We start from the raw sequence: 26998 nt of genomic DNA, 5'->3' as shown, positions 1-26998 counted from the left end.
GCATGACCACCTCTACCCTCGCCACCGCTGTGGGCGGCCCGGCCCTGCCTCAGGAGCGCCGCCTCGTCACCTCGATCCCCGGCCCGCGCTCGCAGGAGCTGCTCGCGCGCAAGGCCGATGCGGTCGCCGCGGGCGTCGGCCACACCGCGCCCATCTCGGCCTTCGCGGCCGGCGGCGGCGTCGTCGTCGACGCCGACGGCAACTCGCTCATCGACCTCGGCTCCGGCATCGCCGTGACGACGGTGGGCAACGCGCACCCCAAGGTCGTCGAGGCCGTGCAGGCCCAGGTCGCCGCCTTCACGCACACCTGCTTCATGGTCTCGCCGTACGAGTCGTACGTCGCCGTCGCTGAGGCGCTCAACCGCCTCACCCCGGGCGACCACGCGAAGAAGTCCGCGCTCTTCAACTCCGGCGCCGAGGCCGTCGAGAACGCGGTCAAGATCGCGCGCAAGCACACGGGGCGCCAGGCCGTCGTCGCGTTCGACCACGGCTACCACGGCCGCACGAACCTCACGATGGCGCTCACCGCGAAGTCGATGCCCTACAAGAGCGGCTTCGGCCCGTTCGCGCCCGAGGTGTACCGCGCCCCGCTGTCGTACCCCTACCGCGACGGCCTGTCCGGCACCGAGGCGGCGAAGCGCGCGATCTCGCAGATCGAGAAGCAGATCGGCGCCGACAACCTCGCGGCCGTCATCATCGAGCCCATCCAGGGCGAGGGCGGCTTCATCGTCCCGGCCGACGGATTCCTCCCCGCGATCGTCGACTGGTGCCGCTCGAACGGCGTCGTCTTCATCGCCGACGAGGTGCAGACCGGCTTCGGCCGCACGGGCGCGATGTTCGCGAGCGAGCACTTCGGCATCGTCCCCGACCTCATCACGACCGCCAAGGGCATCGCGGCCGGCCTGCCGCTGGCCGCCGTCACGGGACGCGCCGAGATCATGGACGCCTCGCACGCGGGCGGCCTCGGCGGCACCTACGGCGGCAACCCCATCGCGTGCGCGGCCGCGCTCGCGGCGATCGACGTGTTCGAGAACGACGACCTCATCTCCCGTGCGCGGGAGATCGGCGACCTCATCAAGGGCCGCTTCACCGAGCTGCAGGCGGGCGACGCGCGCATCGGCGACGTCCGCGGCCTGGGCGCGATGATCGCGGTCGAGTTCGTGAACGCCGAGACGGGCGAGCCCGACGCGGCGCTCACCGCCGCGGTGGCGAAGGCGGCCATCGCGCAGGGCGTCATCGTCCTGACCTGCGGAACCTACGGCAACGTCATCCGCTTCCTGCCCCCGCTCTCGATCGACGACGCGCTGCTCGCCGAGGGTCTGGGCGTCGTCGCCGACGCGCTGGCCGCGGCCTGACGGACGACCGGAAGAAGGAGAACGACATGACGGAGATCACACGCGACGTCGTCATCGTGGGCGCGGGAGCGGCCGGCACGACGGCGGCGAACGAGCTGAAGAAGGCCGGTCTGTCGGTCGCCGTGCTCGAGGCGCGCGACCGCGTCGGCGGCCGGCTGTGGACCGACGTCGTCGACGGGGCGATGCTCGAGATCGGCGGCCAGTGGGTGTCGCCCGACCAGGACGCGCTCAAGGAGACGATCGCCGAGCTCGGTCTCGAGACCTACAGCCGCTATCGCGAGGGCGAGAGCGTCTACGTCGACGCCGACGGCAAGCTCACCCGCTTCACGGGCGAGATCTTCCCGGTGGCGCCTGAGACCGAGAAGGTCATGGTCGAGCTCATCGAGAAGCTCGACCGCCTGACGGCCGAGATCGACCCCGCGCGCCCGTGGGAGCACCCCGACGCCGAGGCGCTCGACACGATCTCGTTCGAGGGCTGGCTCGCGCGCGAGACCGACGACCAGGAAGCGCGCGACAACATCGCGCTCTTCATCGCGGGCGCGATGCTCACCAAGCCCGCCCACGCGTTCTCGGCTCTGCAGGCCCTGCACATGGCGGCGAGCGCCGGGAGCTTCTCGAACCTCGTCGACGCCGACTTCATCCTCGACAAGCGCGTGGTGGGCGGCCTGCAGCAGGTGCCGCAGCTGCTCGCCGAGCGCCTCGGCGACGACGTGCACCTGAACGCGCCCGTCCGGACGCTCCGGTGGGGCGCCGACGGCGTCATCGCGGAGGCCGACGGCATCACCGTCCGCGCCAAGTACGCGATCCTCGCGCACGCGCCGGTCCTCTACGACCGCATCTCGTTCGTGCCCGCGCTGCCGCGCCGCCAGCACCAGCTGCACCAGCACCTGTCGATGGGCTTCGTCATCAAGGTGCACGCCGTGTACGACCGGCCGTTCTGGCGCGAGCAGGGCCTCTCGGCGACCGCCTTCAGCCCGTACGAGCTGTGCCACGAGGCGTACGACAACACCAACCACGGCGACGAGCGCGGCACCCTCGTGGGCTTCGTGTCGGACAAGAACGCCGACGGCGTGTTCGAGCTCTCGGCCGAGGAGCGCAAGGAGCGCATCCTCGAGTCGATCTCGCACTACTACGGCCCCGAGGCGAAGAACCCGGTCGTGTACTACGAGAGCGACTGGGGCTCCGAGGAGTGGACGCGCGGCGCGTACGCCGCGAGCTTCGACCTCGGCGGCCTGCACCGCTACGGCAAGGACCAGTCGGCGCCCGTCGGCCCGATCCACTTCGCCTGCAGCGACCTCGCGGGTCTCGGCTACCAGCACGTGGACGGCGCGATCCGCATGGGCCGCCTCGCCGCCGCCGACATCATCGAGCGGTCCCGCTCATGACCGCGGCGCTGGTCGTCGGCTACACCGCCACCCCCGCGGGCGCGGATGCCGTCGCGCTCGCGGGCCGTCTCGCCGCCGCGACCGGCGCGAGCGTCGAGATCGTCATGGTGCTGCCGTCCGAGGGCCGCAACGCCCTGACGCCGCCCGACGCGTCCTACGACGAGTACGTCCGCGCGCAGGCGCGCGAGTGGCTGCGCGACGCGGCCGCCTCGCTCCCCGAAGGCCTCGACCACCGTGCGCACGTGCGCACGGCCGAGTCCTTCGGGGAGGGCCTCCTCGCCGCCGCGCGCGAGTTCCGCGCGTCGCACATCGTCGTCGGCGCCGCCGACGGCGGTCTCCGCGGCCGCCACCGCCTCGGGTCCGTGGCGAACGAGCTGCTGCACTCGTCCGACATCCCCGTCGTCCTCGCGCCGGCGGGCTCCGTCGACGTGACGGCGCCCCTCGACCGCGTGACAGTCGCGATCGGCACCCGCCCGGGCGCCGACGTCCTCCTCGAGGATGCCGCAGCGCTCGCCGCGGGCGCTCGCGTGCCGCTGCGTCTCGTCTCGCTCGTCACGGTGGACCTCCCCGCGGGGGTGCAGACGTCCGCCATCCGCGTCGTCGGCGCCTCGCACGCCGATGCCGTCCTCGAGGCCGCGCGCGCCGAGCTCCCGGCCGATGTGCCCGTCGACGTCGTCGTCGCCGAGGGCGACTCGATCGAGGACGCCGTCACCCGCCTCGCCTGGCAGCCGGGCGAGGTCGTGTTCGTCGGCTCGAGCCGTCTCGCACGCCCCCGCTTCCTGTTCCTCGGCTCGACCGCGGCGAAGATGCTGCACGAGCTGCCCGTCCCGATGATCGTCGTCTCGCGCACCCGCGCGCCTGAAGAATCCTGAGCGCATGAGCCAGAACCCGCACACCGTCGTGTCTGATCCCGTCACCACCGGCATCTCGAGCAAGGGCCTGAGCGCCGGCACGCTCGGGCTCATCGGAGCCGTCGTCCTCGGCGTCTCCACCGTGGCGCCCGCCTACACGTTCACGGCCGCCATCGGCCCGACCGCGTCCGAGGTCGGCACGCAGGTGCCCGCGATCATCATCGTGGGCTTCATCCCGATGCTCCTCGTCGCCTTCGGCTACCGCGAGCTCAACCGCGTCATGCCCGACTCGGGCACCTCGTTCACGTGGGCGACGCGCGCCTTCGGTCCGTGGATCGGCTGGATGGCCGGGTGGGGCCTGATCGCCGCGACCATCCTCGTCCTGTCGAACCTCGCGGGCATCGCGGTCGACTTCCTCTTCCTCCTGATCAGCCAGATCACGGGCAGCGCCGAGATCGCGGAGCTGACGCGGAACCCGTTCATCAACGTGGGCGTCTGCCTGCTGTTCGTGCTCGCGGCGACGTGGGTGTCGTACCGCGACCTGCAGACGTCGCAGCGCCTCCAGTACGTGCTCGTGGGCTTCCAGGTCGTCGTGCTCGTCGTGTTCGCGATCACGGCGATCACGCGCGCCGCGTCGGGTGATGCGTTCGACCCGACGCCGTTCGACCCGAACTGGTTCAACCCGTTCGCCGTCCCCTCCTTCAGCGCGGCGGTCGCCGGCCTGTCGCTGTCGATCTTCATCTTCTGGGGATGGGACCTCGTGCTCACGATGAACGAGGAGACGAAGAACCCCGAGAAGACCCCGGGCCGCGCCGCCACCGTCGTCGTGCTCGTGGTCGTGTTCCTGTACCTCATCCTCGGCATCGGCATGGTGATGTTCGCGGGCGTCGGCGACGGCGAGCTCGGCCTCGGCAACCCCGACATCCAGGAGAACGTGTTCTTCGCGCTGTCGAACCCGATCATGGGCTCGCTGGGCTTCCTCGTCTCGCTCGCGGTGCTCACGAGCTCGGCGTCGTCGCTGCAGGCCACGTTCGCGTCGCCCACCCGAACGATGCTCGCCATGGGCCACTACGGAGCGCTCCCCAAGAAGTTCGGCTCCGTGCACCCGCGGTTCTTCAGCCCCGGATACTCGACGATCGTCGCGGCGATCGTGACGAGCGTGTTCTACGCGGTCATGCGCTTCGTGAGCGAGAACACCCTGTGGGACACGATCCTCGCGCTCGGCATGCTCATCTGCTTCTACTACGGGCTGACCGCCTTCGCGTGCGTCTGGTACTTCCGCCGGCAGTGGTTCGACTCCGTGCGCAACGTCTTCTTCATGCTGCTGTTCCCGCTCGTCGGCGGGATCATCCTGGCCATCCTCTTCGTGACGACCCTCATCGACACGATGGACCCGGCCTACGGAAGCGGCTCTCAGATCGGCGGCATCGGCCTCGTCTTCATCCTCGGCATCGCCGTCATCGTGATCGGCATCGCGCTGATGCTGTGGCAGGCGGCGCGCGAGCCCGCGTTCTTCCGCGGCAGCGTGCTGACCATGGACGCGCCGCCCAGCCTCCGCGGCACCCGCCGCTGAACCGACCTCACCGACCATCCACCCGGAAGGAACCGACATGACGAACGACCGCGAGAGCGCCCTGCTGGCCTCGGTGCCGACCCGTCTGTTCATCGGCGGCGAGTGGGTCGACGCCCCCGAGGGCGCGACCTTCGACGTCCACGACCCCTCGACGAACGAGGTGATCGCCCGCGTGGCGGACGCGACCGCCGAGGACGGCACCCGCGCCCTCGACGCCGCGGTCGCCGCGCAGGACGCCTGGGCGGCCACCGCGCCCCGCACGCGCAGCGACATCCTGCGCCGCGCCTGGGAGCTCGTTCAGGAGCGCAAGGAGGACATCGCCCTCCTCATGACGCTCGAGATGGGCAAGCCGCTCGCGGAGGCGCGCGGCGAGGTCGTCTACGGGGGCGAGTTCCTGCGCTGGTTCAGCGAGGAGGCGGTGCGCATCACGGGCCGCTACGGCCTGAACCCGGAGGGCACCGGCCGGATGGTCGTGTCGCAGCGCCCCGTGGGCCCCTCGTTCTTCATCACCCCGTGGAACTTCCCGTTCGCGATGGCCACGCGCAAGATCGCGCCCGCGCTCGCCGCCGGCTGCACGGTCGTCATCAAGCCCCCGCAGCTCACGCCCCTCACGACGCTGTTCTTCACGCAGCTCCTCGTCGAGGCCGGCGTGCCCGCGGGCGTCGTGAACGTCGTCACGTCGGCGTCGTCGCGTCGCGTCTCGGCGCCCATCATCTCCGACCCGCGTCTGCGCAAGCTGTCGTTCACGGGTTCGACCGAGGTCGGCCGCCAGCTCATCGCGCAGGCCGCCGAGGGCGTGCTGCGCGTCTCGATGGAGCTCGGCGGCAACGCGCCGTTCGTCGTCTTCGAGGACGCCGATCTCGACAAGGCCGTGGAGGGCGCCCTCGCGGCGAAGTTCCGCAACATCGGGCAGGCGTGCACCGCGGCCAACCGCTTCATCGTGCACGAGTCCATCGCCGACGCCTTCGCGGCCAAGGTCACCGAGCGCGTCCAGGCGATGCGGATCGGCCGCGGCACCGAGGACGGCGTGGCCATCGGCCCGCTCATCGACGCCGACGCGGTCGCGAAGGCCGACGAGCTCGTGACGGACGCGACCGACCGCGGCGCCACGGTGCTCACGGGCGGCGAGAAGCTCGACGGCCCCGGGACGTTCTACGCGCCCACGGTCCTCACCGGAGTCACCGCGGGCAGCGCCATCCTGCGCGAGGAGATCTTCGGACCCGTCCTCGCGATCGCGACCTTCGCCGACGAGGACGAGGCGGTCCGCCTCGCGAACGACACCGAGTACGGCCTCGTGTCGTACGTCTACACGCAGGACCTCGCCCGCGGCCACCGGATGATCGACCGCCTCGAGACCGGCATGATGGGTCTCAACGCCGGCGTCGTCTCGAACGCGGCCGCTCCGTTCGGCGGCGTCAAGCAGTCCGGCGTCGGACGCGAGGGCGGGCTCGAGGGCATCCACGAGTACCTGTCGACGAAGTACACCCTCATCCCCAACGACTGACCGCGACGAGAGGAACATCATGAGCGACTACGCCGTCGTCGATCCCGCAACGGGCGAGACCGTCGCCGAGTACGACACCTTCACGGACGCGCAGATCCAGGACGCGATCGCGCGCGCGAGCGAGGGAGCCCGCGCCTGGGCGGCGCTCTCCGTCGCCGACCGCGCCGCGGCCGTCCGCCGTGCCGCCGCCCTGCACCGCGAGCGCCGCGACGCCCTCGCCGCGACGATCGTGCGCGAGATGGGCAAGCCGCTCGAGGCCGCGCTCGGCGAGGTCGACTTCTCGGCCGACATCATCGAGTACTACGCCGACAACGCCGAGGCGATCACGCGCGACCAGCCGATCGACATCCTGGGCGAGGGGAGCGCGGTCATCCGCCGCGCCCCGCTCGGCGTGCTGTTCGGGATCATGCCGTGGAACTTCCCGACCTACCAGGTCGCGCGGTTCGCGGGTCCGAACCTCGTGATCGGGAACGCGATCATCCTCAAGCACGCCCCGCAGTGCCCCGAGTCGGCGGCAGCGCTCGAGGAGATCTTCCGCGACGCGGGCCTGCCCGAGGGGGCCTACGTCAACGTGTACGCGACGAACGAGCAGGCGGCGACGATCATCGCCGACCCGCGCGTCCAGGGCGTCTCGGTGACCGGCTCGGAGCGTGCGGGCTCCGCCGTCGCCGCGCTCGCGGGCCAGCACCTCAAGAAGGTGGCTCTCGAGCTCGGCGGGTCGGACCCGTTCATCGTGCTCTCGGCCGACGACCTCGACGCGGTCGTGCAGGCCGCCGTCGACGCGCGCCTCGACAACAACGGCCAGGCGTGCAACGGCGCCAAGCGGTTCATCGTCGTCGACGCCCTGTACGACGAGTTCCTGTCGAAGTTCTCCTCGGCCATGGAGGCCGCGAAGGTCGGCCACCCGCTCGAGGAGGACACGGTCCTCGGGCCGCTCTCGTCGCTCGCCGCCGCGGAGCGCCTGCAGGAGCAGATCGACCGCGCCGTCGAGCAGGGCGCGCGTCTCGTCGTGGGCGGCAAGCGCGACGGCGCGTACTTCCCCGGGACCGTGCTCACCGACGTGACGCCCGAGATGGACGTCTACCGCGAGGAGCTCTTCGGCCCCGCGGGCGTCGTGTACCGCGTCGCCGACGAGGACGAGGCCGTGCGTCTCGCGAACGACACCCCGTTCGGCCTCGGGTCGTACGTCTTCACGACCGACGCCGAGCAGGCGCAGCGGGTAGCCGACCGCATCGAGGCCGGCATGGTGTACGTCAACATCGTGCTCGCCGACAGCCCCGAGCTGCCCTTCGGCGGCGTCAAGCGCAGCGGCACCTCGCGTGAGCTCGGCCTCCTCGCGGCCGAGGAGTTCGTCAACAAGAAGCTCATCCGGGTGGGCTGAGCCGGGTCGGGCGGGCGGATCCGCCCCGCGGCTGCCGCCAGCCCGCCGCCAACGCGAGAGCCCCGGATGGCCACCACGGCCATCCGGGGCTCTCGCGCGTCGGCGCCGCGTCAGAGCGCGGGCGTCCGCGGCGGCATCGTGCGGCGCGCGCCCGTCGCCTCGAACGCGGCGCCGAGCGCGAGGAGCGCCGCGTCGTCGTACGCGCGGCCGGCGAAGGTGAGGCCCACGGGCATCCCGATGTCCGACATCGTGCCCATCGGAACGGTCACGGTCGGCACGCCGAAGTGGCGGATGGCGAGGTTGCCGTTCGCGACCCACACGCCGTTGCGCCAGCCGAGCTCGGCGGACTCCGGGTTCACGTCCATGTCCGCGCGGCCGACGTCGGCCATCGCGGGGAAGACGACGGCGTCGAGTCCGACGTCGTCCATCCACTGCTCGAGGTCGACGCGGCGGGTCTCCTCGAGGCCGCGCACGCCGCTCTCGAGCTCGGGGATGTCCGTCATCGCCGCCACGGGGTGCTCGCGGACGTGCGCGGGGTACGACGCGATGTCGTCGTCGAAGCCCGTGTAGCGGTCGGGCAGCGCGCCCGCGGGATGCGGGAAGATCTGCGCGCCGTCGACCACGTCGAGCGACGGGATGGCCGGATCTCCGTTCGCGCGCAGGAAGTCGTCCCATGCCCACGCGGACAGGTCGACGATCTCGCGGTGGAGGTAGGCGGGCGTGACGAGCCCGCGCGTCGTGATCTTCGGCGCACCGGGCCGGTCGCCCTCGTAGTTCGACACGAGCGGGAAGTCCACCTCCACGACGGTCGCTCCGGCCGCCTCGAGGTCGGCGCGCGCGGCCCGCCACAGCTCTATGACGGACTCGCGCGTGCTGATGCGGCGCCCGGTGGGGCCGCCGATGCCGGGGTCGTCCGACGTGCCGGCGTCCGGATCGGCGTTGATGTACATGCGCGGCACGCCGAGGCGCTTGCCCCGCAGCGAGGCGCCGTCGGCGAGCGCCGGGTAGGAGGCGGGGCGGATGGCGGACGCCGCGGGGATCCGCACCCACGGCTGCACGCGCCAGAAGTCGCCGCGCGTCTCGGGGTCGTCGGCGACGACGACGTCGAGCACCGCGAGCAGGTCGGCCATCGTGCGCGTGTGCGGCACGACGACGTCCATGGTGGGCACGAGCGGCCAGTTGCCGCGTACCGAGATGACGCCGCGCGAGGGCGTGTACGCGCACAGCGCGTTGCACGACGCGGGAGCGCGCCCGCTCGACCACGTCTCCTCGCCGAGGCCGAACGCCGCGAAGCTCGCGGCGGTCGCCGTGCCCGACCCGTTCGACGAGCCCGACCCGAACGCCGACGTGAGGTACTCGGCGCTGTACGGGCTCTCAGCGCGACCGTAGAGGCCGCGCTGCATGCCGCCGTTGGCCATCGGGGGCATGTTCGTGAGACCGAGGCAGATCGCGCCGGATGCGCGCAGCCGCTCGATCGTGAACGCGTCGCGCTGGGCGACGAGATCGGCGAAGGCCGGGCTGCCCGACGCGGCCGTGAGGCCCTTCACGAGGTAGCTGTCCTTGGCCGTGTACGGGATGCCGTCCAGCGGACCGAGGAGGCGGCCGGCCGCGCGACGGGCGTCGGACGCGCGTGCCTCGTCGCGGGCATCGGGGTTCCGCACGACGACCGCGTTGAGCGCGGTCGCGGTGCCGGGCGCGTCGAAGGCGTCGATGCGGGCGAGGTAGGCCTCGACGAGCTCGACCGCGGTCGTGCGGCCCTGCGCGAGCGCCTGCTGGAGGTCGGCGATGGATGCCTCGAGCACGTCGATCATCAGAGCGCCCCCACCGACGGCTGCTGCTGCGTGATGCAGTGGATGCCGCCGCCACGCGCGAAGATCTCGCGGGCGTCGACCGTCTTCACGGTGCGGCCCGGGTATACCTCCGCGAGGATGTCGCGCGCGCGGCCATCCGCTTCGTCCTCGCCGAATCCGCACGCGATGACCCCGTCGTTCACGACGAGGTGGTTGACGTAGCTCCAGTCGACGAAGCCCTCATCGTCGCGCAGCGTCGCGGGCGCCGGCAGGTCGACGATCTCGAAGGCGCGGCCCGCCGCATCGGTCTGCTGGGCGAGATGCGCGCGCAGCTCGCGCGTCACGGCGTGGTCAGGATGGTCGGGGTCGCGCTGATCGTGGAGCAGGAGGACGCCGGGGGAGGTCAGCGTCGCGACGATGTCGACGTGGCCGTTCGTGCCGAACTCGTCGTAGTCGCGCGTGAGTCCGCGCGGCAGCCAGACGACCTTCGCCGCACCGATCGTGCGGGCGAACTCGGCCTCGACGCGCTCCTTGTCGGCGTACGGGTTGCGACGCGGGTCGAGCTGCACGGTCTCCGTCGCGAGCACGGTGCCCTCGCCGTCGACGTGGATGCCGCCGCCCTCGTTCACGAGCGCCGAGCTGACGATCTCCGCGCCCGCGGCGCGGCCCACGATGCGTCCGAGCTGCGCCGACAGGCGCCATTCCGCCCACGCGGGCGCGCCCCAGCCGTTGAAGGTCCAGTCGACGGCGCCGAGAGCGCCCGGGCGCGAGTCGTCGAGGACGAAGGTCGGGCCGACGTCGCGCATCCAGAACTCGTCGAGGGGCGCCTCGAGGAGCTCGATGTGCGACGAGAGCATGCGGCGGGCGCGCGCGACCTCGCTCGGGTCGACGACCATCGTGACGGGCTCGAACTCGGCGACGGCGTGCGCGACCGCGCTCCACGCCGTGTAGCCGGCCTCGCGCTCGGCGTCGGTGTCGCCGAGGGTGAATCCCTCTCGGGGGAACGCCATCCAGGTGCGCTCGTGCCGATCCGTCTCTGCGGGCATCCGCCAGGTCATCATCGATCCTCTCGTATATTGATCGTGTGATCAATAACTTGATTCTGACGCTAGGGTGAGGGACATGTCAAGCGAAGCGGCGCCCCCTCGCCGACGTGCGCCGCGCCGCGCTCCCGCTGAGCGCCGCGCCGAGATCGCCGCGGCGGCGCGCGCGATCGCCCTGGCCGATGGGCTGCATGCCGTGACGCTCCGCGCGATCGCCGCCCGGGCATCCGTGACTCCTGCGCTCGTCGCGCACTACGCACCGGCCATGGAGGAGCTCGTCGCGACGACCTTCGCCGGCATCGTGGGCGACGAGCTCGCCGAGGTCGCTCAGCTCGTCGCGGGGGAGGCCCCGCGGGATGCGCTGCGCGCCCTCATCGAGACCCTCCTCAGCGGGACGCGCGACGACGTCACGGCGGTGTGGGTCGAGGCGTGGGCGCTCGGACGCCGCAGCGATCCGCTCGCCGCCGCGGTGCGCGAGCAGATGGACGCGTGGGCCCGCCTGCTGCGCGAGGTGATCGAGGAGGGAGCGGCCGACGGGTCGTTCCGCGTCGAAGACCCGTCGGCCGCAGCGTGGCAGCTGCTGGGGATGATCGACGGCCTCAACGCGCAGGCCCTCGTCCGGTGGGGCGGCGCGGCAGAGCGCGCCGAGCTGCTGCTGCGCGCCGCCGAGGCCATGCTCGGCGTCCGCTGACCGACCCCGCGCGTCCCGCTCGCAACCCCGCGCGTCCGCTCGCAACCCCGCGCGTCCCGCTCGCACGCCTGCATGTCTCACCCGAAGGCATGCATGTCTCACTCGTCGCGGGAATGCCGAGGCGTATCCCGCGGCGAGTGAGACATGCGGAGGGGGTGGTGGGTCAGGCCTCGTATGCGACGCGGCCCGCGACGACGGTCACGACGACGCGCGCGGAGAGCAGTGCCGCCGGCCCGGCGGCGAACGGGTCCGTGTCGAGCACCGCGAAGTCGGCCGCGGCTCCCGGCACGAGGCGCCCGCGCCATCCGCCGTCGCCGATCGACGCCGCCGTGTCGCGCGTCGCGTGGACGATCGCGCGGTCGAGCGGCAGCGCGAACTGCGGGTGCACGGCCGGCACCGACGTGTCGAGCGCCGACGCGCGCGTCGTGGCGACGTACATGTTCGCGAGGGACGCGTGCGGCGCCGTGGGCGCGTCGGTCGAGAAGGCGAGGAGGGCACCCGCGTCCTCGTACTCGGGCCAGGCGAAGGCGCGCTCGACGCGCTCGTCGTCGAGCTGGGCCGCCCAGTTGGCGAAGATGGCCGGATCCGCGTGAACCGGCTGCATCGACGCCGTGACGCCGAGGCGCGCCATCCGTTCGGCCGTGCCGGGCGCCGCGTACTCGAGATGCTCGATGCGGTGGCGTCGCGGACGCTCCCCGTTCGCGGCGATCGCGTGCTCGATCGCGTCGAGTGCCATCGTGCTCGCGCGGTCGCCGATCGCGTGCATGGCGATCTGCAGTCCCGCGGCATCCGCCGCATCGACCACGGGCCCGAGCCGCTCGGCCGGCCAGATCGGCTCGGCGTTCGTGCCGTCGGCGTACGGATGGCCCATGGCCGCCGTGCACGCGTCGATCGTGCCGTCGAGGATGAGCTTGATGCCGATGACCCGGAGCCACGGCGACGCCGTCGCGGCAGCGAGCTCGGCGGCGCGGGCGACCTGCGCGACGTTCTCCGCATCGTCGCCCGTGTTCGTCACGAACCAGTGCGCGGCCACGCGGATCGGCAGCGTGCCGCCGCGCCGCTCAGCCGCGCGTCGGAACGCCTCGAGCCCGAAGTCGTCGAACGCCATGTCGACGACCCCGGTGACGCCGGTCGCGAGGTACGCCCCGATCACGCGCTCGACCGCGGCGTCGCGCTGCGCGTCGGTCGCCGTCGCATCGCGATGCGCCCACGCGTACTGCACGGCCGCGGTCTCGTAGAGCAGTCCGGTCGGCTCGCCGTCGGCGTCGCGCTCGATGCGGCCGCCGATGGGGTCGGGCGTGTCTCGCGTGATGCCGAGCTCGGCGAGCGCCGCGGTGTTGACCCAGCACGAGTGGTAGTCGTTCGCGTCGAGGTACACGGGGATGTCGGCGACGGCCTCGTCGATCATCGCGGCGGTCGGCGCCCCGCCGGGGATCGCGTCGAAGAGCCACCCGCGCCCGCGCAGCACGCCGTCGGCGCCCGGGCGCGCGTCGCGGAGCCGGCTCTGGATCTCGTCGAGCGTGCGGGCGTCGGTCAGACCGACCTGGCCGAGCGCCTCGCCCGTCATGAGCAGGTGGGTGTGCGCGTCGGTGAATCCGGGCAGGACGAGGCGGCCGCCGAGGTCGACCGTCGCATCGGCCGCCGGCGCTCCGCTGGCGTCCCCGACGTACGCGAGCGTGTCGCCGTCGACGACGAGCGCCTCGGCCCAGGCGGGCTCGTCGGCGGTGAAGATGCGGGCGCTGCGGTAGAGGGTGCGGGTCATCAGGCGTTCTCCGGGATGGCGGTGCGTGCGGCTCGCTCGAGCCGCGTGGACAGGAGCGCGATCGCGCCCGCGGGGACGGCGAGCACGACGCTCGCGACGGAGAGGGCGGTCGTGAAGCCCTGGTATCCGAGCGTGCCGACGAGGGCCGCGCCGATCACGGGCGTGAGCGCCGAGCCGACGAGGTAGACCGCGAGGAGCGGGCCCGACCAGCGGCCGTCCGCGTCGAGGGCCGCCGAGGTCGAGACGAAGTACATGAAGGCGATCGCGTAGATCGTGTTCCACGCGATGAAGACGACGATGAACGCGGTCTGGTCGGCCATGAAGCCCTCGGCGAACTTGAGGGCGGCGCCCGCGAGCAGCAGGGTCGCGAGCGGCACGGCACGGCCAAGGCGGTCGCCGACGATCATGAGGAGGATCGAGCCGAGGAGCCCGCCCGCCGTCGCTCCGCTGAGCGCGATGCCGAGGCCCTCGGGCGTGAGACCCGCCTGCTCGGCGCCCATGACTCCCGCCATCGCCCACAGCGAGTCCTCGCTCGCGGCCCAGAGCGCGAACGTGACGAGCAGGGCGAAGCCGGCGATCGTGACGGTGCGCGAGCGCGGCACCGAGGTGCGCACCATGCCGGTGGGCGGGATCTCGATCGGCATGGCCTCCGCGACGGCGGCGCCGGCGTGCGGCTCGAGCACGGGCGCGGCCGGCAGCCAGAGCGACACCGCGAGCCCGATGAGGCAGAAGAGCGCGAGCGCGCCGAACACGTCGATCGGCGCGAGCCCGATGAGGGGGAGCACGGCGAGGACGACGGTGATGACGGCGCGGTTGGCGAGCCCGTTGAAGCCCGCGACGCGATCGGGGTTGCGGAACGCCGCGAGAGCGGCCCCCGAGGCGGCGACCGCGCCGCCCGCGCCGACGCCGCCGGCGAGGAGTCCCGGCAGGATGAGGGCCGGCACGACGGCGGCTGCGCCGAAGCCGAGGAGCCCGAGGGCGAGTCCGCCGCGGGCGACGGTGCGACGGTGCGCTCCCGCGCAGAGCGGGGCGATGGCGAGGCCGGTCACGGCGGTCAGCAGGAGCGTCGCGGTGACGAGCCAGCTCGCCGCGAGGACGTCCATGCCGAGGCCCGACTGGGCCGCCGTGATCATGTACGGCGAGAGGTTGACGCCGAGGTAGCCGGCGATGCCGATCGCGAATGTCGCGGTCGCGGTGGGGAGTCGCAGGGGCACGCGGCTCGTCAGGTCGATGGTTGACATGGGAACTCCAGAGGGGGCACGGCGCTGTGCGCGGAAGCGGATGTGCGGGCCGGCATCGGGTGGTGCGGCTCGGCCGTTTAACGAATGGTGTTCGTCAACGAACGATGTTCGTTATTATGCAGGGAAGAGACGCCGCGCGAAACCCCCGTGCGGCGATCGTGCTCCGATCGGCGGAGAGGGGAGCGCATGGCCAGGCCGTCCACACCGCTGCTGTCGCCCGAGATCATCGGCGACGCGGGGCTCGCGCTGGCCCGGGCGGGGGAGCCGTTCGGCGTCAACGCGATCGCGCGCAGCCTCGGCGTGCGGCCGTCGTCCCTCTACAACCACGCCGACGGCGCCGACGCGATCCTCGAGCTCATGCGGGGGCGCCTCATCGCGTCGTACCGCGTGCAGCCGCAGGGCGTGCCGTGGGACGACTACGTGCTCGAGGTGCTGCGCGCCCAGCGCCGCATGTACGCCGACTACCCGGCTCTCGTCCCGCTGCTCGTCGACCGGACGATCACGAACCCCGACCTCATCGCGTCGTACGACGACCTCGCCACCGTGCTCGTGGAGGCGGGCTTCCCCGAAGACGAGGTCCTCACGATCATCGCCGTGATCGACGCCTTCGCGATCGGCTTCGGCCTCGACCTCGCGTCGCCCGACGAGGTCTGGCGCCCAGAGGGCGAGACCCGCACCCTCGGGCGCCTTCTCGAGGGCGGCGTGCGCGGGGAGGCGCGCGCCGCGCGGTCCTTCGAGCTCGGCGCCGCCATCCTCATCGACTCCCTGCGCGCGCGCCTGCCGCGCTGACCCGCGCGACGCGCCCGGCCGTCGTCGTGCGGCCCCGCGCCGGTCGGCGGTCGTTCACCGATCGGTAACCTGACCCCACGACGATGGCGGCGCACCCGGCGACGCCACGGATGGAGACAGGTTGACCGACACCGCGGCGGCGCAGAGCGCCGTGCTCGATCGCGGCGAGAGCGCCGCACCCCCGCGCACCCTCGTCGACATCCTCGAGGAGACCGCGCGGGCGCATCCCGACGCGTCCGCCATCGAGGACGCCGACGGAGCGCTCAGCTACCGCGAGCTGCTCGCGCAGGTGCGGGCCGTCGCGCAGCGCCTGCGGACGCACGGGGTCCGCCGCGGAGACCGCGTCGGCGTGCGGATGGCCTCGGGAACGGCGGAGCTGTACGTCTCGATCCTCGCGGTGCTCGCCGCGGGAGCCGCGTACGTGCCCGTCGACGCGGACGACCCCCAGGAGCGCGCCGACCTCGTGTTCGGCGAGGCGAAGGTGCGCGGCGTCCTCACGGGCGGCGGGCGCTTCGAGCCCACCGACCCGTCCGCGCCGGCCGTCGAGCCCGCCGAGGACCAGCGCCCCGGCCTCGACGACGACGCCTGGATCATCTTCACCTCGGGCTCGACGGGCACCCCGAAGGGCGTCGCGGTCTCGCACCGCTCGGCCGCGGCGTTCGTCGACGCCGAGGCGCGCCTCTTCCTCGCCGACGAGCCGCTCGGGCCCGGCGACCGCGTGCTCGCCGGCCTCTCCGTCGCCTTCGACGCGTCGTGCGAGGAGATGTGGCTCGCGTGGCGCTCGGGGGCGTGTCTCGTTCCCGCCCCGCGCTCGCTCGTGCGCTCGGGATCCGACCTCGGCCCGTGGCTGCTCGGCCACGGCATCACGGCCGTCTCGACCGTCCCGACGCTCGCCGCGCTGTGGCCCGCCGACACGATCGAGAACGTGCGCCTCCTCATCTTCGGCGGCGAGGCCTGCCCGCCCGAGCTCGTCGCCCGCCTCGTCGGCGAGGGCCGCGAGGTCTGGAACACCTACGGGCCCACCGAGGCCACCGTCGTGGCGTGCGCGGCGCTCATGCGCGCCGACGAGCCCGTGCGGATCGGCCTTCCGCTCGACGGATGGCAGCTGGCCGTCGTCGACGCCGACGGCCGCCCGGTCGCGGCGGGCGAGCCCGGCGAGCTCATCATCGGCGGGGTCGGCCTCGCGCGCTACCTCGACCCCGCCAAGGACGCCGAGAAGTACGCGCCCATGCCGACTCTCGGGTGGGAGCGGGCGTACCGCTCGGGCGACATGGTGCGGTTCGAGCCCGAGGGGCTCCTCTTCCAGGGCCGCGTCGACGACCAGGTGAAGGTGGGCGGGCGCCGCATCGAGCTGGGCGAGGTCGAAGCCGCGCTCCAGGACCTCCCGGGCGTCGGCGGCGCCGCGGTCGCGGTCCGCAAGACCGCGGCCGGCGTCGACATCCTCGTCGGCTACCTCGTCGCCGATGCCGGCTTCGACCGCGCCGACGCGCGCTCGCGCTTGGCCGAGCGCCTGCCCGCGCCGCTCATCCCCACCCTCGCCGTCATCGACGAGCTGCCGACGCGCACATCGGGCAAGGTCGACAAGGCCGCGCTGCCGTGGCCGCTCGCGGATGCGGGTGACGCCGACGCCTCCGACCTCGACGCCGACGTCGCGTGGCTCGCCGCGCACTGGCAGGCCGTGCTCGGCATCCCAGTCGCCGATCCGGATGCCGATTTCTTCGACCTCGGCGGCGGGTCGCTCGCGGCCGCGCAGCTCGTCACGCTCATCCGCGAGACCGCGCCCGAGTTCACGGTCGCCGACGTGTACAGCCACCCGCGTCTCGCCGCGATGGCCGAAGCCGCGCTCGACACCGTCGACCCCGAGGCCGCCGGCGGGTTCAGCACGCCCGCGCCGACGCCCCGGCTCACGCAGTGGACCCAGTCGCTCGTCGGGATCCCGCTCTTCATCCTCACCGGCGCCCGCTGGCTCGTGTACGCGCTCACGGCCTCGACTCTCCTGTCGCTCGTCCCCGGGTTCGAGGCCCTCCCGGTCATCGACTGGTGGTGGACGCTCCTCGGGCTCATCGTCTTCGCGACGCCGTTCGGGCGGATGGCGCTGGGCGCGCTGTTCGCGCGGGTGCTGCTCGCGGGACTCCGGCCGGGCGACTACCGCCGCGGGGGCGCGACGCACATGCGCCTCTGGCTCGCCGAGAAGGTCACCGACCAGATCGACCCGGTCGGCCTCGCGGGTGCGCCGTGGGTCACCTACTACGCGCGCGCCCTCGGCGCGAAGATCGGCCGGGACGTCGACCTCCACACCATGCCGCCCGTGACGGGCATGCTCGAGGTCGGCTCGGGCGCCGCGATCGAGCCCGAGGTCGACCTGTCGGGGTACTGGATCGACGGAGAGACCGTCCGCATCGGCGGCATCCGCATCGGCGCCGGCGCGACGATCGGCGCGCGCAGCACCCTCGCCCCGGGAACGAAGATCGGCCAGGGCGCGGAGGTCGGCCCGGGATCCGCCGTGTTCGGCCGCGTGCGCGCGGGGCAGCACTGGTCGGGCTCGCCTGCCGTCCGGGCGGGCGCCGCGACGCGGGGATGGCCGCAGGAGCGCCCGCCCGCACCGCGTCGTCACCTGGCGCTCTATGCGCTGTCGTCGATGGGCCTCGCGCTCCTGCCGATCGTCGCGTTCGCCGCGGGCGGCCTCGTGCTCGCGCTCAGCATGCGCGGGGCAGACGACCTCGCGGAGGCCGCGCTCGCCGCGTTCGCGCTCCTCGTGCCGGCCGTCGTCGTGACCGGCCTCGTCTTCGCCGGCGCGGTCGTCGTGCTCGTGCGGCTGCTCTCGATCGGCCTGCGCGAGGGCACGTATCCCATCCGCAGCGTGCCGGCGTGGCAGGCCTGGAGCATCGAGCGCCTCCTCGACGCCGCGCGCACCGTGCTCTTCCCGATCTACTCGAGCCTCTTCACGCCCGTGTGGCTGCGGCTTCTCGGCGCGAAGGTCGGGCGCAACGTCGAGGCGTCGACGGTTCTGCTCCTGCCGTCGATGACGACGATCGACGACGGCGCGTTCCTCGCCGACGACACGATGGTCGCCTCGTACGAGCTGCGCGGCGGATGGCTCAGGGTCGCGCCCGCGCGGATCGGCAAGCGGGCGTTCCTCGGCAACTCGGGGATGGCCGCGGCCGGTCACCGCGTTCCCAAGGACGGCCTCGTCGCCGTGCTGTCGGTCGCGCCCATGAAGGCCAAGGCCGGCTCCAGCTGGCTCGGGTCGCCGCCCGTGCGCCTCCGGCGCGTCGTCGCCGAGGTCGACGAGAGCCGCACCTTCCGGCCATCCGCCCGGCTGCGCGTCGCCCGCACGCTGTGGGAGCTGTGCCGCTTCGTGCCCGTCGTGATCACGTGCGGTCTCGGGCTCGGCGTGCTGTTCGCCCTCTATGCGCTCGCCCAGCTGCTCGGCGTGGTCGTCACCCTGCTGCTCTCGGGCGTCGTCATGCTCGCGGCCGGGGCGGTCGCCGCGCTCGTCTCGACCGCCGCCAAGTGGCTCATCGTCGGGCCGATCCGCGCGGGGGAGCAGCCGCTCTGGTCGAGCTTCGTGTGGCGCACGGAGGTCTCGGACACCTTCGTCGAGATGCTCGCTGCGCCGTGGTTCGCGCGGCCCGCGTCGGGCACGCCCGCGCTCGCCGCATGGCTGCGGTCGCTCGGCGCCCGCATCGGCCGCGGCGTGTGGTGCGAGAGCTACTGGCTGCCCGAGCCCGACCTCGTCACGCTCGGCGACGGCGCGACGGTCAACCGCGGGTGCGTCGTGCAGACCCACCTGTTCCATGATCGAATCATGAGCATGGACACCGTGACGCTCGAGCCGGGGGCGACCCTCGGCCCCCACAGCGTGATCCTGCCGGCGGCCTCGATCGGCGCGCACGCGACGGTCGGCCCTGCCTCGCTCGTCATGCGCGGCGAGGCCGTGCCCGTCGGCAGCCGCTGGAGCGGCAACCCGATCGGGCCGTGGCGAGCCGTGAAGGTGCGCGCCTACCAGGCGACCGCCTCGTGACGGCCGGCCTGGGCGCCGACCCGTACGTGCCGCGCAGCGGCGACACGCGGTACCGCGTCGAGCGCTACGACGTCGACCTCGACTACCGCATCGCGACGAACCGTCTCGCGGGGCGAGCCGAGATCGCCCTCGTCACGCTCGCGGACACCTCTGTGCTGTCCTTCGACCTCGTCGGGCTGCGCGCGTCGAACGTGCAGGTGCGCGGGCGCAAGGTCGCCAAGATGCGCCAGTCGGAGCGCCGCGTGCGCGTCACGCTGTCGGAGGAGCTCCCGGCCGGGACAGCCCTCGACGTCCGCATCGACTACGCGGGTTCGCCGCGGCCGCGCCGGTCTCCCTGGGGCCCGATCGGCTGGGAGGAGCTCGAGGACGGCGTGCTCGTGGCCTCGCAGCCCACCGGCGCGCCGACCTGGTTCCCGTGCAACGACCGCGTCGCCGACAAGGCGCGGTACCGGATCGCGATCGCGTGCGATCAGAACCACCGCGTCGAGGCGACGGGGCGCCGGGTGTCGACGACGACACGCGCGGGGCGGACGACGCACGTCTTCGAGGAGGACACCCCGACGTCGGCCTACCTCGTCACGGTGCAGATCGGGCGCTATGTCTCCCGCCAGATCGCCGAGACGGCCGAGGGGGTCCCGGTCGCCGCGGTGCATCCGCCCGCACTCGCCGCGCGCGTCGACGCGGACCTCGCGGTCGTCCCGCGCATCCTCGAGACGTTCGAGCGGGCCTTCGGGCCCTACCCGATGTCGGTGTGCCGTCTCGTGGTCACCGAGGACGAGCTGGAGATCCCGCTCGAGGCGCAGGGGATGGCCGTGTTCGGCGCGAATCACATCGACGGGCGCGGCGGATCGGAGCGCCTCGTCGCCCACGAGATCGCGCACCAGTGGTTCGGCAACAGCGTGGGCGTCGGGCAGTGGCGCGACATCTGGCTCAACGAGGGCTTCGCGTGCTACGCCGAGTGGATCTGGTCCGAGGCGAAGGGCGGCCCCTCGGCGGACGAGCTCGCACGCACGCACCACGCGCGGCTGCGTCAGCTCCCGCAGGACCTCCTCCTGAGCGACCCGGGGCCCGACCTCATGTTCGACGACCGGGTCTACAAGCGCGGCGCGCTCGCGCTGCACGCCCTGCGTCTGACGATCGGCGATCCGGCGTTCTTCGATCTCGTGCGGGCGTGGACCGCGAACCACCGTCACGGCGTGGCCGCGTCGGCGGACTTCGAGCGGATGGCCGACCCCGTGCTCGCTCCGTGGCTGCACGAGCGCGCGCTGCCCGAGCTGCCGCCGCGCCGGTCCGGCCGCGCAGCGGGCCCAGCGCGTCAGGACGACTGAGACACCGCGATCGCCGCGACGTGCGCGGCGTCGATCGCGAGGTCGCGCACGTCGTAGACGGCCCCCTCGAGCTCCGCGCGCCATCCGTCGCCCGCCGGGGCGAGCGCGACCACGGCGGGATCGACGCGCAGGCCGCGGCCATCCGCCTTGAGCACGGCCTCGACCCTGGTCCAGTGCCGCAGCGGATCCTCCCCGGGCGGCACCGGGATGGGCGGAGGCACGCGCAGAGCGCTCGCCGTCTCGACGTCGACCCCCACGCGGCGGCGGGAGACCGCCGCGAGCGATCCGCCATCCGCGTGCGACGTGCTCGCGAAGAGGCGCGCGCCATCCGCCCGCACCTCGGGAGCACCGTGCCGCGCGCCGCAGTCGGGGCAGCGTGCCGGCTCGACGACCGCGCGCTCGTCGAGCAGCGCGCGCAGCGCCGCGCGCCCGTGGAGGAACCGTGCGCGCCGCGGGGCCGTCAGCGCCGCCGCGCGCTCGGCGTCGGCGGACGACAGGGCAGGCAGGGCGGCGTCGGACGCCGCGAGCCACGCGACGCCCGGGGCGACGAGGCGGACGGGCACCTCGCGAGGCTACCGCGCGGGATAGCCTGGCGGTCGTGAGCGAATCCGCCGCGCTGATGCGTCCGTACCGCCCCTCCGATCGCGCCGCCCTCGGGGAGGTGTGCGTGCGCACCGCCGACGCGGGCGGCGACGCGACCGGCCTCCTCGGCGACGACGAGCTGTGGCCCGAGCTCTTCCTGTATCCGTACGTCGACCGTCACCCCGATCTCGCCCTCGTCGTCGAGTCGGGAGGGCGCGCGGCCGGCTACATCGTGTGCGCGCCCGACACGGCCGCCTTCGAGACCTGGTTCCGCGACACGTGGTGGCCGCCGCGCGCCGCGCGGTTCCCCGACCCCGGCGATCGTCCCGGGCGCGAAGCCGACCTCCTCCGGTACGCGCATCGCCGGGGCCCCGAGGACCAGCCGCATCTCGCCGCCCATCCCGCGCACCTCCACATCGACCTGCTGCCTGAGCTGCAGGGACAGGGGTGGGGGCGGCGCCTCGTCGAGACCCTGCTCGACGCGCTGCGCGAGCGCGGGGTGCCGGGCGTGCACCTCGCCGCGGACCCCGCGAACACGGGCGCGCTCGCGTTCTACCCGCGCCTGGGGTTCACCCGCGTCGAGAGCGCCCGCGACTCGGCGGTGTTCGTCCGCGCGCTGCGCTGACGCCGCGCGCGCCCCGCGCGTCATCGCCGGAAACATGCCGTTGGTAGCGTGGACGGATGGCTCACGGACGGATGACGAGGGATGGCGCGGTGTCGGCGATCGGGTCGGCGCAGTGACCGAGGTGCGCCGCCGCGGCGCGGGGGCCATCGCGGCGTTCGTCGGGATCGGCGCGCTCGCGGGCTTCCTGTCCGGGCTCTTCGGCGTGGGCGGCGGCACGGTCATCGTCCCGCTGCTCGTGCTCCTCGTCCGCTTCACGCAGCGCCTGGGCGCGGGCACGTCGTCGGCGGCGATCATCCCGACGGCGATCGTCGGCGTCATCTCCTACGCCGTGAACGGCGACGTCGACTGGATCGCGGCGCTGCTCATCGCCGCGGGCGCCGTCTTCGGCGCGCAGATCGGCGTGCGGATGCTCCACGCGCTGTCGGAGCCCGTGCTCCGGTGGATCTTCGTCGGCTTCCTCGTCGTCGTCATGATCAGCCTCTTCCTCATCGTGCCCTCGCGCGACGCCGTGCTCGAGATCGACGTCTGGAGCGGCGCGGGCCTCGTCGTGCTCGGCCTCGTGACCGGCATCGTGTCGGGGCTCATCGGCGTCGGCGGCGGCATCGTCGTCGTGCCCGTCCTCATGCTGCTCTTCGGGATGAGCGACCTCGTCGCGAAGGGCACGTCGCTGCTCATGATGATCCCGACGTCGCTCTCGGGCACCGTGGCGAACATCCGCAAGCACAACGTCGACGTCGCCGCCGCCGTCGGCGTGGGCCTCGCGGCCTGCGCGACCGCGCCGCTCGGCACGTGGGTCGCGAACCTCGTCGACCCGCAGGTCGGCAACATCCTCTTCGCCGTCTTCCTCGTCGTGATCGCGGCGCAGATGGCCCAGAAGGCCATCCGCGCCGCGCGCGCGAAGGGGTGACCCCGGCGGCGTCAGCCCTCGACGCCGAGCGCGCGGATGAACGCCCGCACGTGCTCGCCGAGACGGCGGATGCGCTCGTCGCGCGCCGCCTCGCGGTCGAAGCCCTGGTAGGCGAGGGGCGGGAGCTTCCGCACGGCGGCGGGGCACCCGAAGTTCGCGCACACCAGGGTGCCGATCGTGTCGCCCTTGCGGCCGGCGGGGCCCGTCTTGCGCGCCGCGAAGAACTGCACGTCGTTCGGCAGGGTCACGTCCTCGCACCATGAGCACAGGGCGCGGGCGCCCGTGCGCTGCTCGGCCTGGCGCAGGAGCACGCCCACGGGGCGCCCGCCGAGCTCCGCGACGACGTACGCGCGTCGGGGGAGCTTCGGGTCGGCCCAGCCGAGGTAGTCGAGCCGATCGAAGTCGCGCTCGGCGAAGTCGACCGGGAGGGTCAGGTCGGAGACCTCCTTGCGGGAGGCGTTGACGAAGGAGGCGCGGATGTCGCGCTCGGTCAGGGTGTTCATGTCATGTCCTCGAAGGCGGCCGCGTGCGTGCGCGGCGTCGTGTGTCAGCGGGACTCCGGCCGATGGCGAGGCCGCCTGCCGTGCAGGAGGTCTCGCGAGAGGGTCGCGGTCTCGCGGGAGTGGTGAGGTCTCGCGCGGATGGCGAGAGCACGGCACGCCGCAGAAGGGCGCGCCGGAGCGACGGGCCGCGCAGGGGCGCGGCGACGGCTCAGGCTCTGTCGTCGGCGCGAGCGGCGCCGACGACCTCCTCACGCCCGCGACGCGGGCTCACACGATGGGACACGTGCGGCAGTCTACCGACCGCGCCTGGAGGCGGCCTCGTTAGGATGGCCGGGTGCCTGTGAACCCCGAACTGGTCGGACGAGAGTTCCCGCCGACGCCCCCGTATCTGGTGGGTCGCGAGAAGGTGCGCGAGTTCGCGCGCGCCGTCTTCGCCGACGCGCCGCAGCACAGCGACCCGGAGGCCGCGCGCGCGCTCGGCTACGCCGACGTCGTCGCGCCGCCGACCTTCGCGATGGTCGTCCAGGACCACACGCTGCAGCAGCTGCTGGGCGAGCCCGACAGCGGCATCGCGCTGGAGCGGACGATCCACGCCGAGCAGCGCTTCCGCTACACGCGCCCGATCGTCGCGGGCGACGAGCTCACGGCGCAGCTGACCGTCACGGGCATCCGCTCGGTCGGCTCGAACGCCATGATCACGAGCGACGCCGAGATCGTCGACGCCGAGGGGCGCCACGTCGTCACCGCGACGTCGGTCCTGCTCGTCGGGGGAGAGGAGAGCGCGGATGTCTGAGCTCACCGTCGGCGAGGTCGTCGCCGAGCGCACCGTGCACCTCACGCGCGAGTCCCTCGTGCGCTATGCCGGGGCATCCGGCGACTTCAATCCGATCCACTACCGCGACGACGTCGCCCAGTCGGTGGGCCTGCCCGGCGTGCTCGCGCACGGCATGCTGACGATGGGCCTCGCGGTCGGCACGATCGCGGAGTGGCTCGGCGACACCGGCCGGATCGCAGAGTACGGCGTGCGCTTCACGCGCCCCGTCGTCGTGGACGCCGAGACCGGCGCCGACGTCTCGGTCGTCGCGAAGGTCGGGCAGGTCGCCGACGACACCGTGCGCATCGACCTCACCGTGACGCACGCCGACACGACCGTGCTCGGCAAGGCGCAGGTGCGCGTGCGCCGCGCATGAGCGAGATCGCGCCCATCCCCCTCTCGCAGCTCACGACCCTGCGGGTCGGTGCCGCGCCCGAGCGCATGATCGACGCCCACACGCGAGACGAGCTCGTCGCGGTCCTGCGCGACGTCTGGAGCGACGACGGCGAGTGGATGGTCCTCGGCGGCGGGTCGAACCTGCTCATGGGGGACGAGCCGTTCCCCGGCACGGTCGTCCGCATCCTCACCCGCGGCTTCGAGGTCGTCGGCGGCGCACGCGAGGGCCGCGTCCGACTGCGCGTCGAGGCCGGCCAGAACTGGGATGAGCTCGTCGCCTGGACGGTCGCGAACGGGCTCGCGGGCATCGAGGCGATGTCGGGCATCCCCGGCACGTCGGGGGCCGCGCCGATCCAGAACGTGGGCGCCTACGGGCAGGAGATCGTCCAGACGCTCGTCGAGGTCGACCTCATCGACGCGTCCACGGGCGAGGTGTCGACGGTCCCGGCCGCCGACCTCGCGCTCGGCCCGCGCACGTCGGTGCTCAAGCGCCACTACGGGTCCGTGCCCGAGCGGGAGGCGGTCATCCTCTCGCTCACGCTCGAGCTCGAGCAGGTCGGCACGGGCGAGCGGCCCATCCGCGACGCGCGGCTGCGCAGCGCCCTCGGCGTCGCCGAGGACGCGGCGGTCTCGCTGGCGTGGATCCGCGATCACGTCCTCGCGATCCGGGCGTCCAAGGGCATGGTCCTCGACGACCCCGACGCCGACACGCACAGCGCGGGCTCGTTCTTCCAGAACCCGATCCTGCCCGAGTCGGTCGCGCGCACGCTGCCCGACGAGTGCCCGCGGTGGCCCGTCGAGCCGGATCTCGACCCGGTCGTCGTCATCCCGCTCGAGTCCTACGACGGGGCCCTGCCGCGCGTGGTGAGCACGCGCGCCGACGTGAAGGTGCCCGCCGCATGGCTCATCGAGCACTCGGGCATCGAGAAGGGCTTCCGCCTGCCGCGATCGCGCGCGGGCGTCTCGACCAAGCACGCGCTCGCGCTCACGAACCGCGGCGGCGCCACCGGCGGGGAGATCGCCGAGCTCGCGCGCTTCATCCGCAGCCGCGTGGCGGCGGAGTTCGGCATCGTGCTGCAGCCCGAGCCCGTCCTCGTGGGTGTCGAGCTGTAGCGCCGTCCCCCCCCTACATCATCGAAACTAGCCCCCGTGGTCGAAACCGGTGCTCGGAGCGCCGGTCTCGACGACGGGGGCTAGTCTCGTGGGCCGTGGTGGGCCGACCGACGGGGTGTTACGCGAAGAGCTCCTGGAGGCGCTGGACGCCCTCGAGCAGCTGGTCGTCGCCGAGCGCGTACGACAGGCGCAGGTAGCCGCTCGGGCCGAAGGCCTCGCCCGGCACGACGGCGACCTCGGCCTCGTCGAGGATGAAGTCGGCGAGCTCGAGCGACGTCTCGATGCGGCGCCCCTTCCACTCGCGGCCGAGCAGGCCCTGCACGTCGGGGTACGCGTAGAACGCCCCGAGCGGGTTCGGCACGGTGACGCCCTCGATCTTCGCGAGCTCCGAGACGATGAGGCGGCGACGGCGGTCGAACGCCGTGCGGAACTCCTCGACCTCGTCCTGCGGTCCGCTGAGTGCGGTGGTCGCCGCGATCTGCGCGATGTTGTTGACGTTGCTCGTGAGGTGCGACTGGAGGTTCGCGGCGAGCTTGATCGCGTCGGAGGGCCCGACCATCCAGCCCACGCGCCATCCGGTCATGGCGTACGTCTTCGCGACGCCGTTCAGCAGCAGGGTCTGGCCGGCGAGCTCGGGGACGGCCTCGACGATCGACACGGCGCGCGTGCCCTCGTAGACGAGGTTCTGGTAGATCTCGTCGGTGATCACCCAGATGCCGTGCTCGAGCGCCCACTGGCCGATCGCGGCGGTCTCCTCGGCGGTGTAGACCGAGCCGGTGGGATTGGAGGGCGATACGAACACGAGGACGGTCGTGCGCTCCGTGCGCGCGGCCTCGAGCTGCTCGACGGTGACCTTGTACTCCTGGTCGGCGCCCGCGAAGACCTCGACCGGGACGCCGTCGGCGAGGCGGATGGCCTCGGGGTACGTCGTCCAGTACGGCGCGGGCAGGAGCACCTCGTCGCCGGGGTTCACGACGGCCTGGAACGCCTGGTAGACGGCCTGCTTGCCGCCGTTCGTCACGACGATCTGGCTCGGCGACACCTCGAGGCCCGAGTCGCGGAGGGTCTTCGCGGCGATCGCCTCGCGCAGCGGGAGGAGACCCGCGGCGGGGGTGTAGCGGAAGTTCGCCGGGTTGCGGAGCGCCTCGGCCGCCGCGTCCACGACGAACTGCGGCGTCGAGAAGTCGGGCTCGCCGGCGGCATACGAGATGACGGGCTTGCCCTCGGCCTTCAGGGCTTTCGCCTTGGCGTCGACCTTGAGGGTCGCGGATTCGGCGATGGCGGAGAGCTTGCGAGAGAGCGGTGCGCGGTCGGTCACGCCCCCAGCGTAGTCGGCGCGAC

At 73.0% G+C, this 26998-nt stretch carries 22 protein-coding genes; 15 read left to right on the top strand and 7 right to left on the bottom strand.

The genetic code is table 11. The features are described from left to right. Positions 1-2 precede the first annotated feature (2 nt). The 6 genes from gabT to M1D46_RS15695 are packed head-to-tail and all read left to right on the top strand — an operon-like array spanning position 3 to position 8049. The gene (gene gabT, locus M1D46_RS15720) at positions 3-1355 is read left to right on the top strand and encodes a 4-aminobutyrate--2-oxoglutarate transaminase (RefSeq protein ID WP_456286032.1); all 1353 of its coding nucleotides are present in this window, start codon (positions 3-5) and stop codon (positions 1353-1355) included. 26 nt (positions 1356-1381) lie between these two features. Beyond that, positions 1382-2740 (top strand): flavin monoamine oxidase family protein, encoded by a 1359-nt coding sequence (locus tag M1D46_RS15715; RefSeq protein ID WP_271173666.1) that lies wholly within the window; start codon positions 1382-1384, stop codon positions 2738-2740. Then, positions 2737-3612, top strand: coding sequence for a universal stress protein (locus tag M1D46_RS15710; RefSeq protein ID WP_456286031.1), 876 nt, complete (start codon positions 2737-2739; stop codon positions 3610-3612). Before M1D46_RS15715 ends, M1D46_RS15710 begins: the two co-directional genes overlap by 4 nt. 4 nt (positions 3613-3616) lie before the next feature. Further along, positions 3617-5164: an APC family permease gene (locus M1D46_RS15705; RefSeq protein WP_456286030.1), complete on the top strand. Its 1548-nt coding sequence runs from the start codon at positions 3617-3619 to the stop codon at positions 5162-5164. Between the two features lie 37 nt (positions 5165-5201). Further along, a complete protein-coding gene (locus tag M1D46_RS15700; protein ID WP_271173663.1) occupies positions 5202-6668 on the top strand; it encodes an NAD-dependent succinate-semialdehyde dehydrogenase in 1467 nt (488 codons plus the stop codon). A 19-nt stretch (positions 6669-6687) separates the two neighbouring features. Further along, the gene (locus tag M1D46_RS15695) at positions 6688-8049 is read left to right on the top strand and encodes an NAD-dependent succinate-semialdehyde dehydrogenase (RefSeq protein ID WP_456286029.1); all 1362 of its coding nucleotides are present in this window, start codon (positions 6688-6690) and stop codon (positions 8047-8049) included. A gap of 110 nt (positions 8050-8159) precedes the next feature. Here M1D46_RS15695 and M1D46_RS15690 read toward each other — a convergent pair whose 3' ends face one another. Next, entirely contained in the window at positions 8160-9860 is a 1701-nt protein-coding gene (locus M1D46_RS15690) for an amidase (RefSeq protein ID WP_456286028.1), read from the bottom strand. Beyond that, positions 9860-10897, bottom strand: a complete 1038-nt coding sequence (locus M1D46_RS15685; protein ID WP_456286027.1) for an agmatine deiminase family protein — start codon at positions 10895-10897, stop codon at positions 9860-9862. Before M1D46_RS15685 ends, M1D46_RS15690 begins: the two co-directional genes overlap by 1 nt. Before the next feature lie 64 nt (positions 10898-10961). Between M1D46_RS15685 and M1D46_RS15680 the strand changes: the two genes are divergently transcribed. After that, positions 10962-11573: a TetR/AcrR family transcriptional regulator gene (locus M1D46_RS15680; RefSeq protein WP_455969407.1), complete on the top strand. Its 612-nt coding sequence runs from the start codon at positions 10962-10964 to the stop codon at positions 11571-11573. Positions 11574-11736: 163 nt separating this feature from the next. On the opposite strand, the gene M1D46_RS15675 is transcribed toward M1D46_RS15680, so the two are convergent. Both M1D46_RS15675 and M1D46_RS15670 read right to left on the bottom strand, forming a co-directional pair. Next, positions 11737-13335, bottom strand: coding sequence for an amidohydrolase (locus M1D46_RS15675; protein WP_456286026.1), 1599 nt, complete (start codon positions 13333-13335; stop codon positions 11737-11739). Further along, a complete protein-coding gene (locus M1D46_RS15670; RefSeq protein WP_456286025.1) occupies positions 13335-14576 on the bottom strand; it encodes an MFS transporter in 1242 nt (413 codons plus the stop codon). The genes M1D46_RS15675 and M1D46_RS15670 overlap by 1 nt, the downstream gene beginning before the upstream one ends. 186 nt (positions 14577-14762) lie before the next feature. On the opposite strand from M1D46_RS15670, the gene M1D46_RS15665 reads away from it, so the two are divergent. The 3 genes from M1D46_RS15665 (at position 14763) to M1D46_RS15655 (ending at position 20717) form a co-directional block, all read left to right on the top strand. Continuing rightward, positions 14763-15365, top strand: coding sequence for a TetR/AcrR family transcriptional regulator C-terminal domain-containing protein (locus tag M1D46_RS15665; protein ID WP_456286024.1), 603 nt, complete (start codon positions 14763-14765; stop codon positions 15363-15365). 121 nt (positions 15366-15486) lie between these two features. Beyond that, complete coding sequence (locus M1D46_RS15660; RefSeq protein ID WP_456286023.1) at positions 15487-19389, top strand: Pls/PosA family non-ribosomal peptide synthetase; 3903 nt, start codon at positions 15487-15489, stop codon at positions 19387-19389. Beyond that, positions 19386-20717, top strand: a complete 1332-nt coding sequence (locus M1D46_RS15655; protein WP_456286022.1) for a M1 family metallopeptidase — start codon at positions 19386-19388, stop codon at positions 20715-20717. The genes M1D46_RS15660 and M1D46_RS15655 overlap by 4 nt, the downstream gene beginning before the upstream one ends. Here M1D46_RS15655 and M1D46_RS15650 read toward each other — a convergent pair. Beyond that, a complete protein-coding gene (locus tag M1D46_RS15650) occupies positions 20705-21280 on the bottom strand; it encodes a 4'-phosphopantetheinyl transferase family protein (protein ID WP_456286021.1) in 576 nt (191 codons plus the stop codon). The two genes, M1D46_RS15655 and M1D46_RS15650, sit on opposite strands and share 13 nt — an antisense overlap. Positions 21281-21315: 35 nt before the next feature. On the opposite strand from M1D46_RS15650, the gene M1D46_RS15645 reads away from it, so the two are divergent. Both M1D46_RS15645 and M1D46_RS15640 read left to right on the top strand, forming a co-directional pair. After that, positions 21316-21924, top strand: a complete 609-nt coding sequence (locus M1D46_RS15645) for a GNAT family N-acetyltransferase (protein ID WP_456286020.1) — start codon at positions 21316-21318, stop codon at positions 21922-21924. A gap of 112 nt (positions 21925-22036) precedes the next feature. Continuing rightward, positions 22037-22831: a sulfite exporter TauE/SafE family protein gene (locus M1D46_RS15640; protein WP_456286019.1), complete on the top strand. Its 795-nt coding sequence runs from the start codon at positions 22037-22039 to the stop codon at positions 22829-22831. Positions 22832-22842: 11 nt separating this feature from the next. On the opposite strand, the gene M1D46_RS15635 is transcribed toward M1D46_RS15640, so the two are convergent. Continuing rightward, positions 22843-23334: an FBP domain-containing protein gene (locus M1D46_RS15635; protein ID WP_282979476.1), complete on the bottom strand. Its 492-nt coding sequence runs from the start codon at positions 23332-23334 to the stop codon at positions 22843-22845. A gap of 334 nt (positions 23335-23668) precedes the next feature. Between M1D46_RS15635 and M1D46_RS15630 the strand changes: the two genes are divergently transcribed. Genes M1D46_RS15630 through M1D46_RS15620 form a run of 3 tightly spaced genes read left to right on the top strand, consistent with a single transcriptional unit; the run spans position 23669 to position 25657 of the window. Further along, positions 23669-24127, top strand: a complete 459-nt coding sequence (locus M1D46_RS15630) for an FAS1-like dehydratase domain-containing protein (RefSeq protein ID WP_271173650.1) — start codon at positions 23669-23671, stop codon at positions 24125-24127. Next, the gene (locus tag M1D46_RS15625) at positions 24120-24524 is read left to right on the top strand and encodes a MaoC/PaaZ C-terminal domain-containing protein (protein WP_271173649.1); all 405 of its coding nucleotides are present in this window, start codon (positions 24120-24122) and stop codon (positions 24522-24524) included. Before M1D46_RS15630 ends, M1D46_RS15625 begins: the two co-directional genes overlap by 8 nt. Beyond that, the gene (locus M1D46_RS15620) at positions 24521-25657 is read left to right on the top strand and encodes a UDP-N-acetylmuramate dehydrogenase (protein ID WP_456286017.1); all 1137 of its coding nucleotides are present in this window, start codon (positions 24521-24523) and stop codon (positions 25655-25657) included. The genes M1D46_RS15625 and M1D46_RS15620 overlap by 4 nt, the downstream gene beginning before the upstream one ends. Before the next feature lie 118 nt (positions 25658-25775). Here M1D46_RS15620 and M1D46_RS15615 read toward each other — a convergent pair whose 3' ends face one another. Further along, entirely contained in the window at positions 25776-26975 is a 1200-nt protein-coding gene (locus M1D46_RS15615; RefSeq protein ID WP_271173647.1) for a pyridoxal phosphate-dependent aminotransferase, read from the bottom strand. Positions 26976-26998: the final 23 nt, after the last annotated feature.

Source organism: Microbacterium sp. JZ70 (assembly GCF_053903225.1).
Note: the sequence above shows the minus strand (reverse complement) of the source record. Positions and strands in the feature narration are given on the sequence as shown.

What these genes read in the sequence shown, in the direction of transcription:
- M1D46_RS15710 (WP_456286031.1), top strand. Translation starts at nt 2,737, where the DNA reads ATGACCGCGGCGCTGGTCGTCGGCTACACCGCCACCCCCGCGGGCGCG.
- M1D46_RS15670 (WP_456286025.1), bottom strand. Translation starts at nt 14,576, where the DNA reads ATGTCAACCATCGACCTGACGAGCCGCGTGCCCCTGCGACTCCCCACC.
- M1D46_RS15620 (WP_456286017.1), top strand. Translation starts at nt 24,521, where the DNA reads ATGAGCGAGATCGCGCCCATCCCCCTCTCGCAGCTCACGACCCTGCGG.
- M1D46_RS15685 (WP_456286027.1), bottom strand. Translation starts at nt 10,897, where the DNA reads ATGACCTGGCGGATGCCCGCAGAGACGGATCGGCACGAGCGCACCTGG.
- M1D46_RS15705 (WP_456286030.1), top strand. Translation starts at nt 3,617, where the DNA reads ATGAGCCAGAACCCGCACACCGTCGTGTCTGATCCCGTCACCACCGGC.
- M1D46_RS15700 (WP_271173663.1), top strand. Translation starts at nt 5,202, where the DNA reads ATGACGAACGACCGCGAGAGCGCCCTGCTGGCCTCGGTGCCGACCCGT.
- gabT (WP_456286032.1), top strand. Translation starts at nt 3, where the DNA reads ATGACCACCTCTACCCTCGCCACCGCTGTGGGCGGCCCGGCCCTGCCT.
- M1D46_RS15635 (WP_282979476.1), bottom strand. Translation starts at nt 23,334, where the DNA reads ATGAACACCCTGACCGAGCGCGACATCCGCGCCTCCTTCGTCAACGCC.
- M1D46_RS15675 (WP_456286026.1), bottom strand. Translation starts at nt 13,335, where the DNA reads ATGACCCGCACCCTCTACCGCAGCGCCCGCATCTTCACCGCCGACGAG.
- M1D46_RS15625 (WP_271173649.1), top strand. Translation starts at nt 24,120, where the DNA reads ATGTCTGAGCTCACCGTCGGCGAGGTCGTCGCCGAGCGCACCGTGCAC.
- M1D46_RS15680 (WP_455969407.1), top strand. Translation starts at nt 10,962, where the DNA reads ATGTCAAGCGAAGCGGCGCCCCCTCGCCGACGTGCGCCGCGCCGCGCT.
- M1D46_RS15665 (WP_456286024.1), top strand. Translation starts at nt 14,763, where the DNA reads ATGGCCAGGCCGTCCACACCGCTGCTGTCGCCCGAGATCATCGGCGAC.
- M1D46_RS15715 (WP_271173666.1), top strand. Translation starts at nt 1,382, where the DNA reads ATGACGGAGATCACACGCGACGTCGTCATCGTGGGCGCGGGAGCGGCC.
- M1D46_RS15695 (WP_456286029.1), top strand. Translation starts at nt 6,688, where the DNA reads ATGAGCGACTACGCCGTCGTCGATCCCGCAACGGGCGAGACCGTCGCC.
- M1D46_RS15690 (WP_456286028.1), bottom strand. Translation starts at nt 9,860, where the DNA reads ATGATCGACGTGCTCGAGGCATCCATCGCCGACCTCCAGCAGGCGCTC.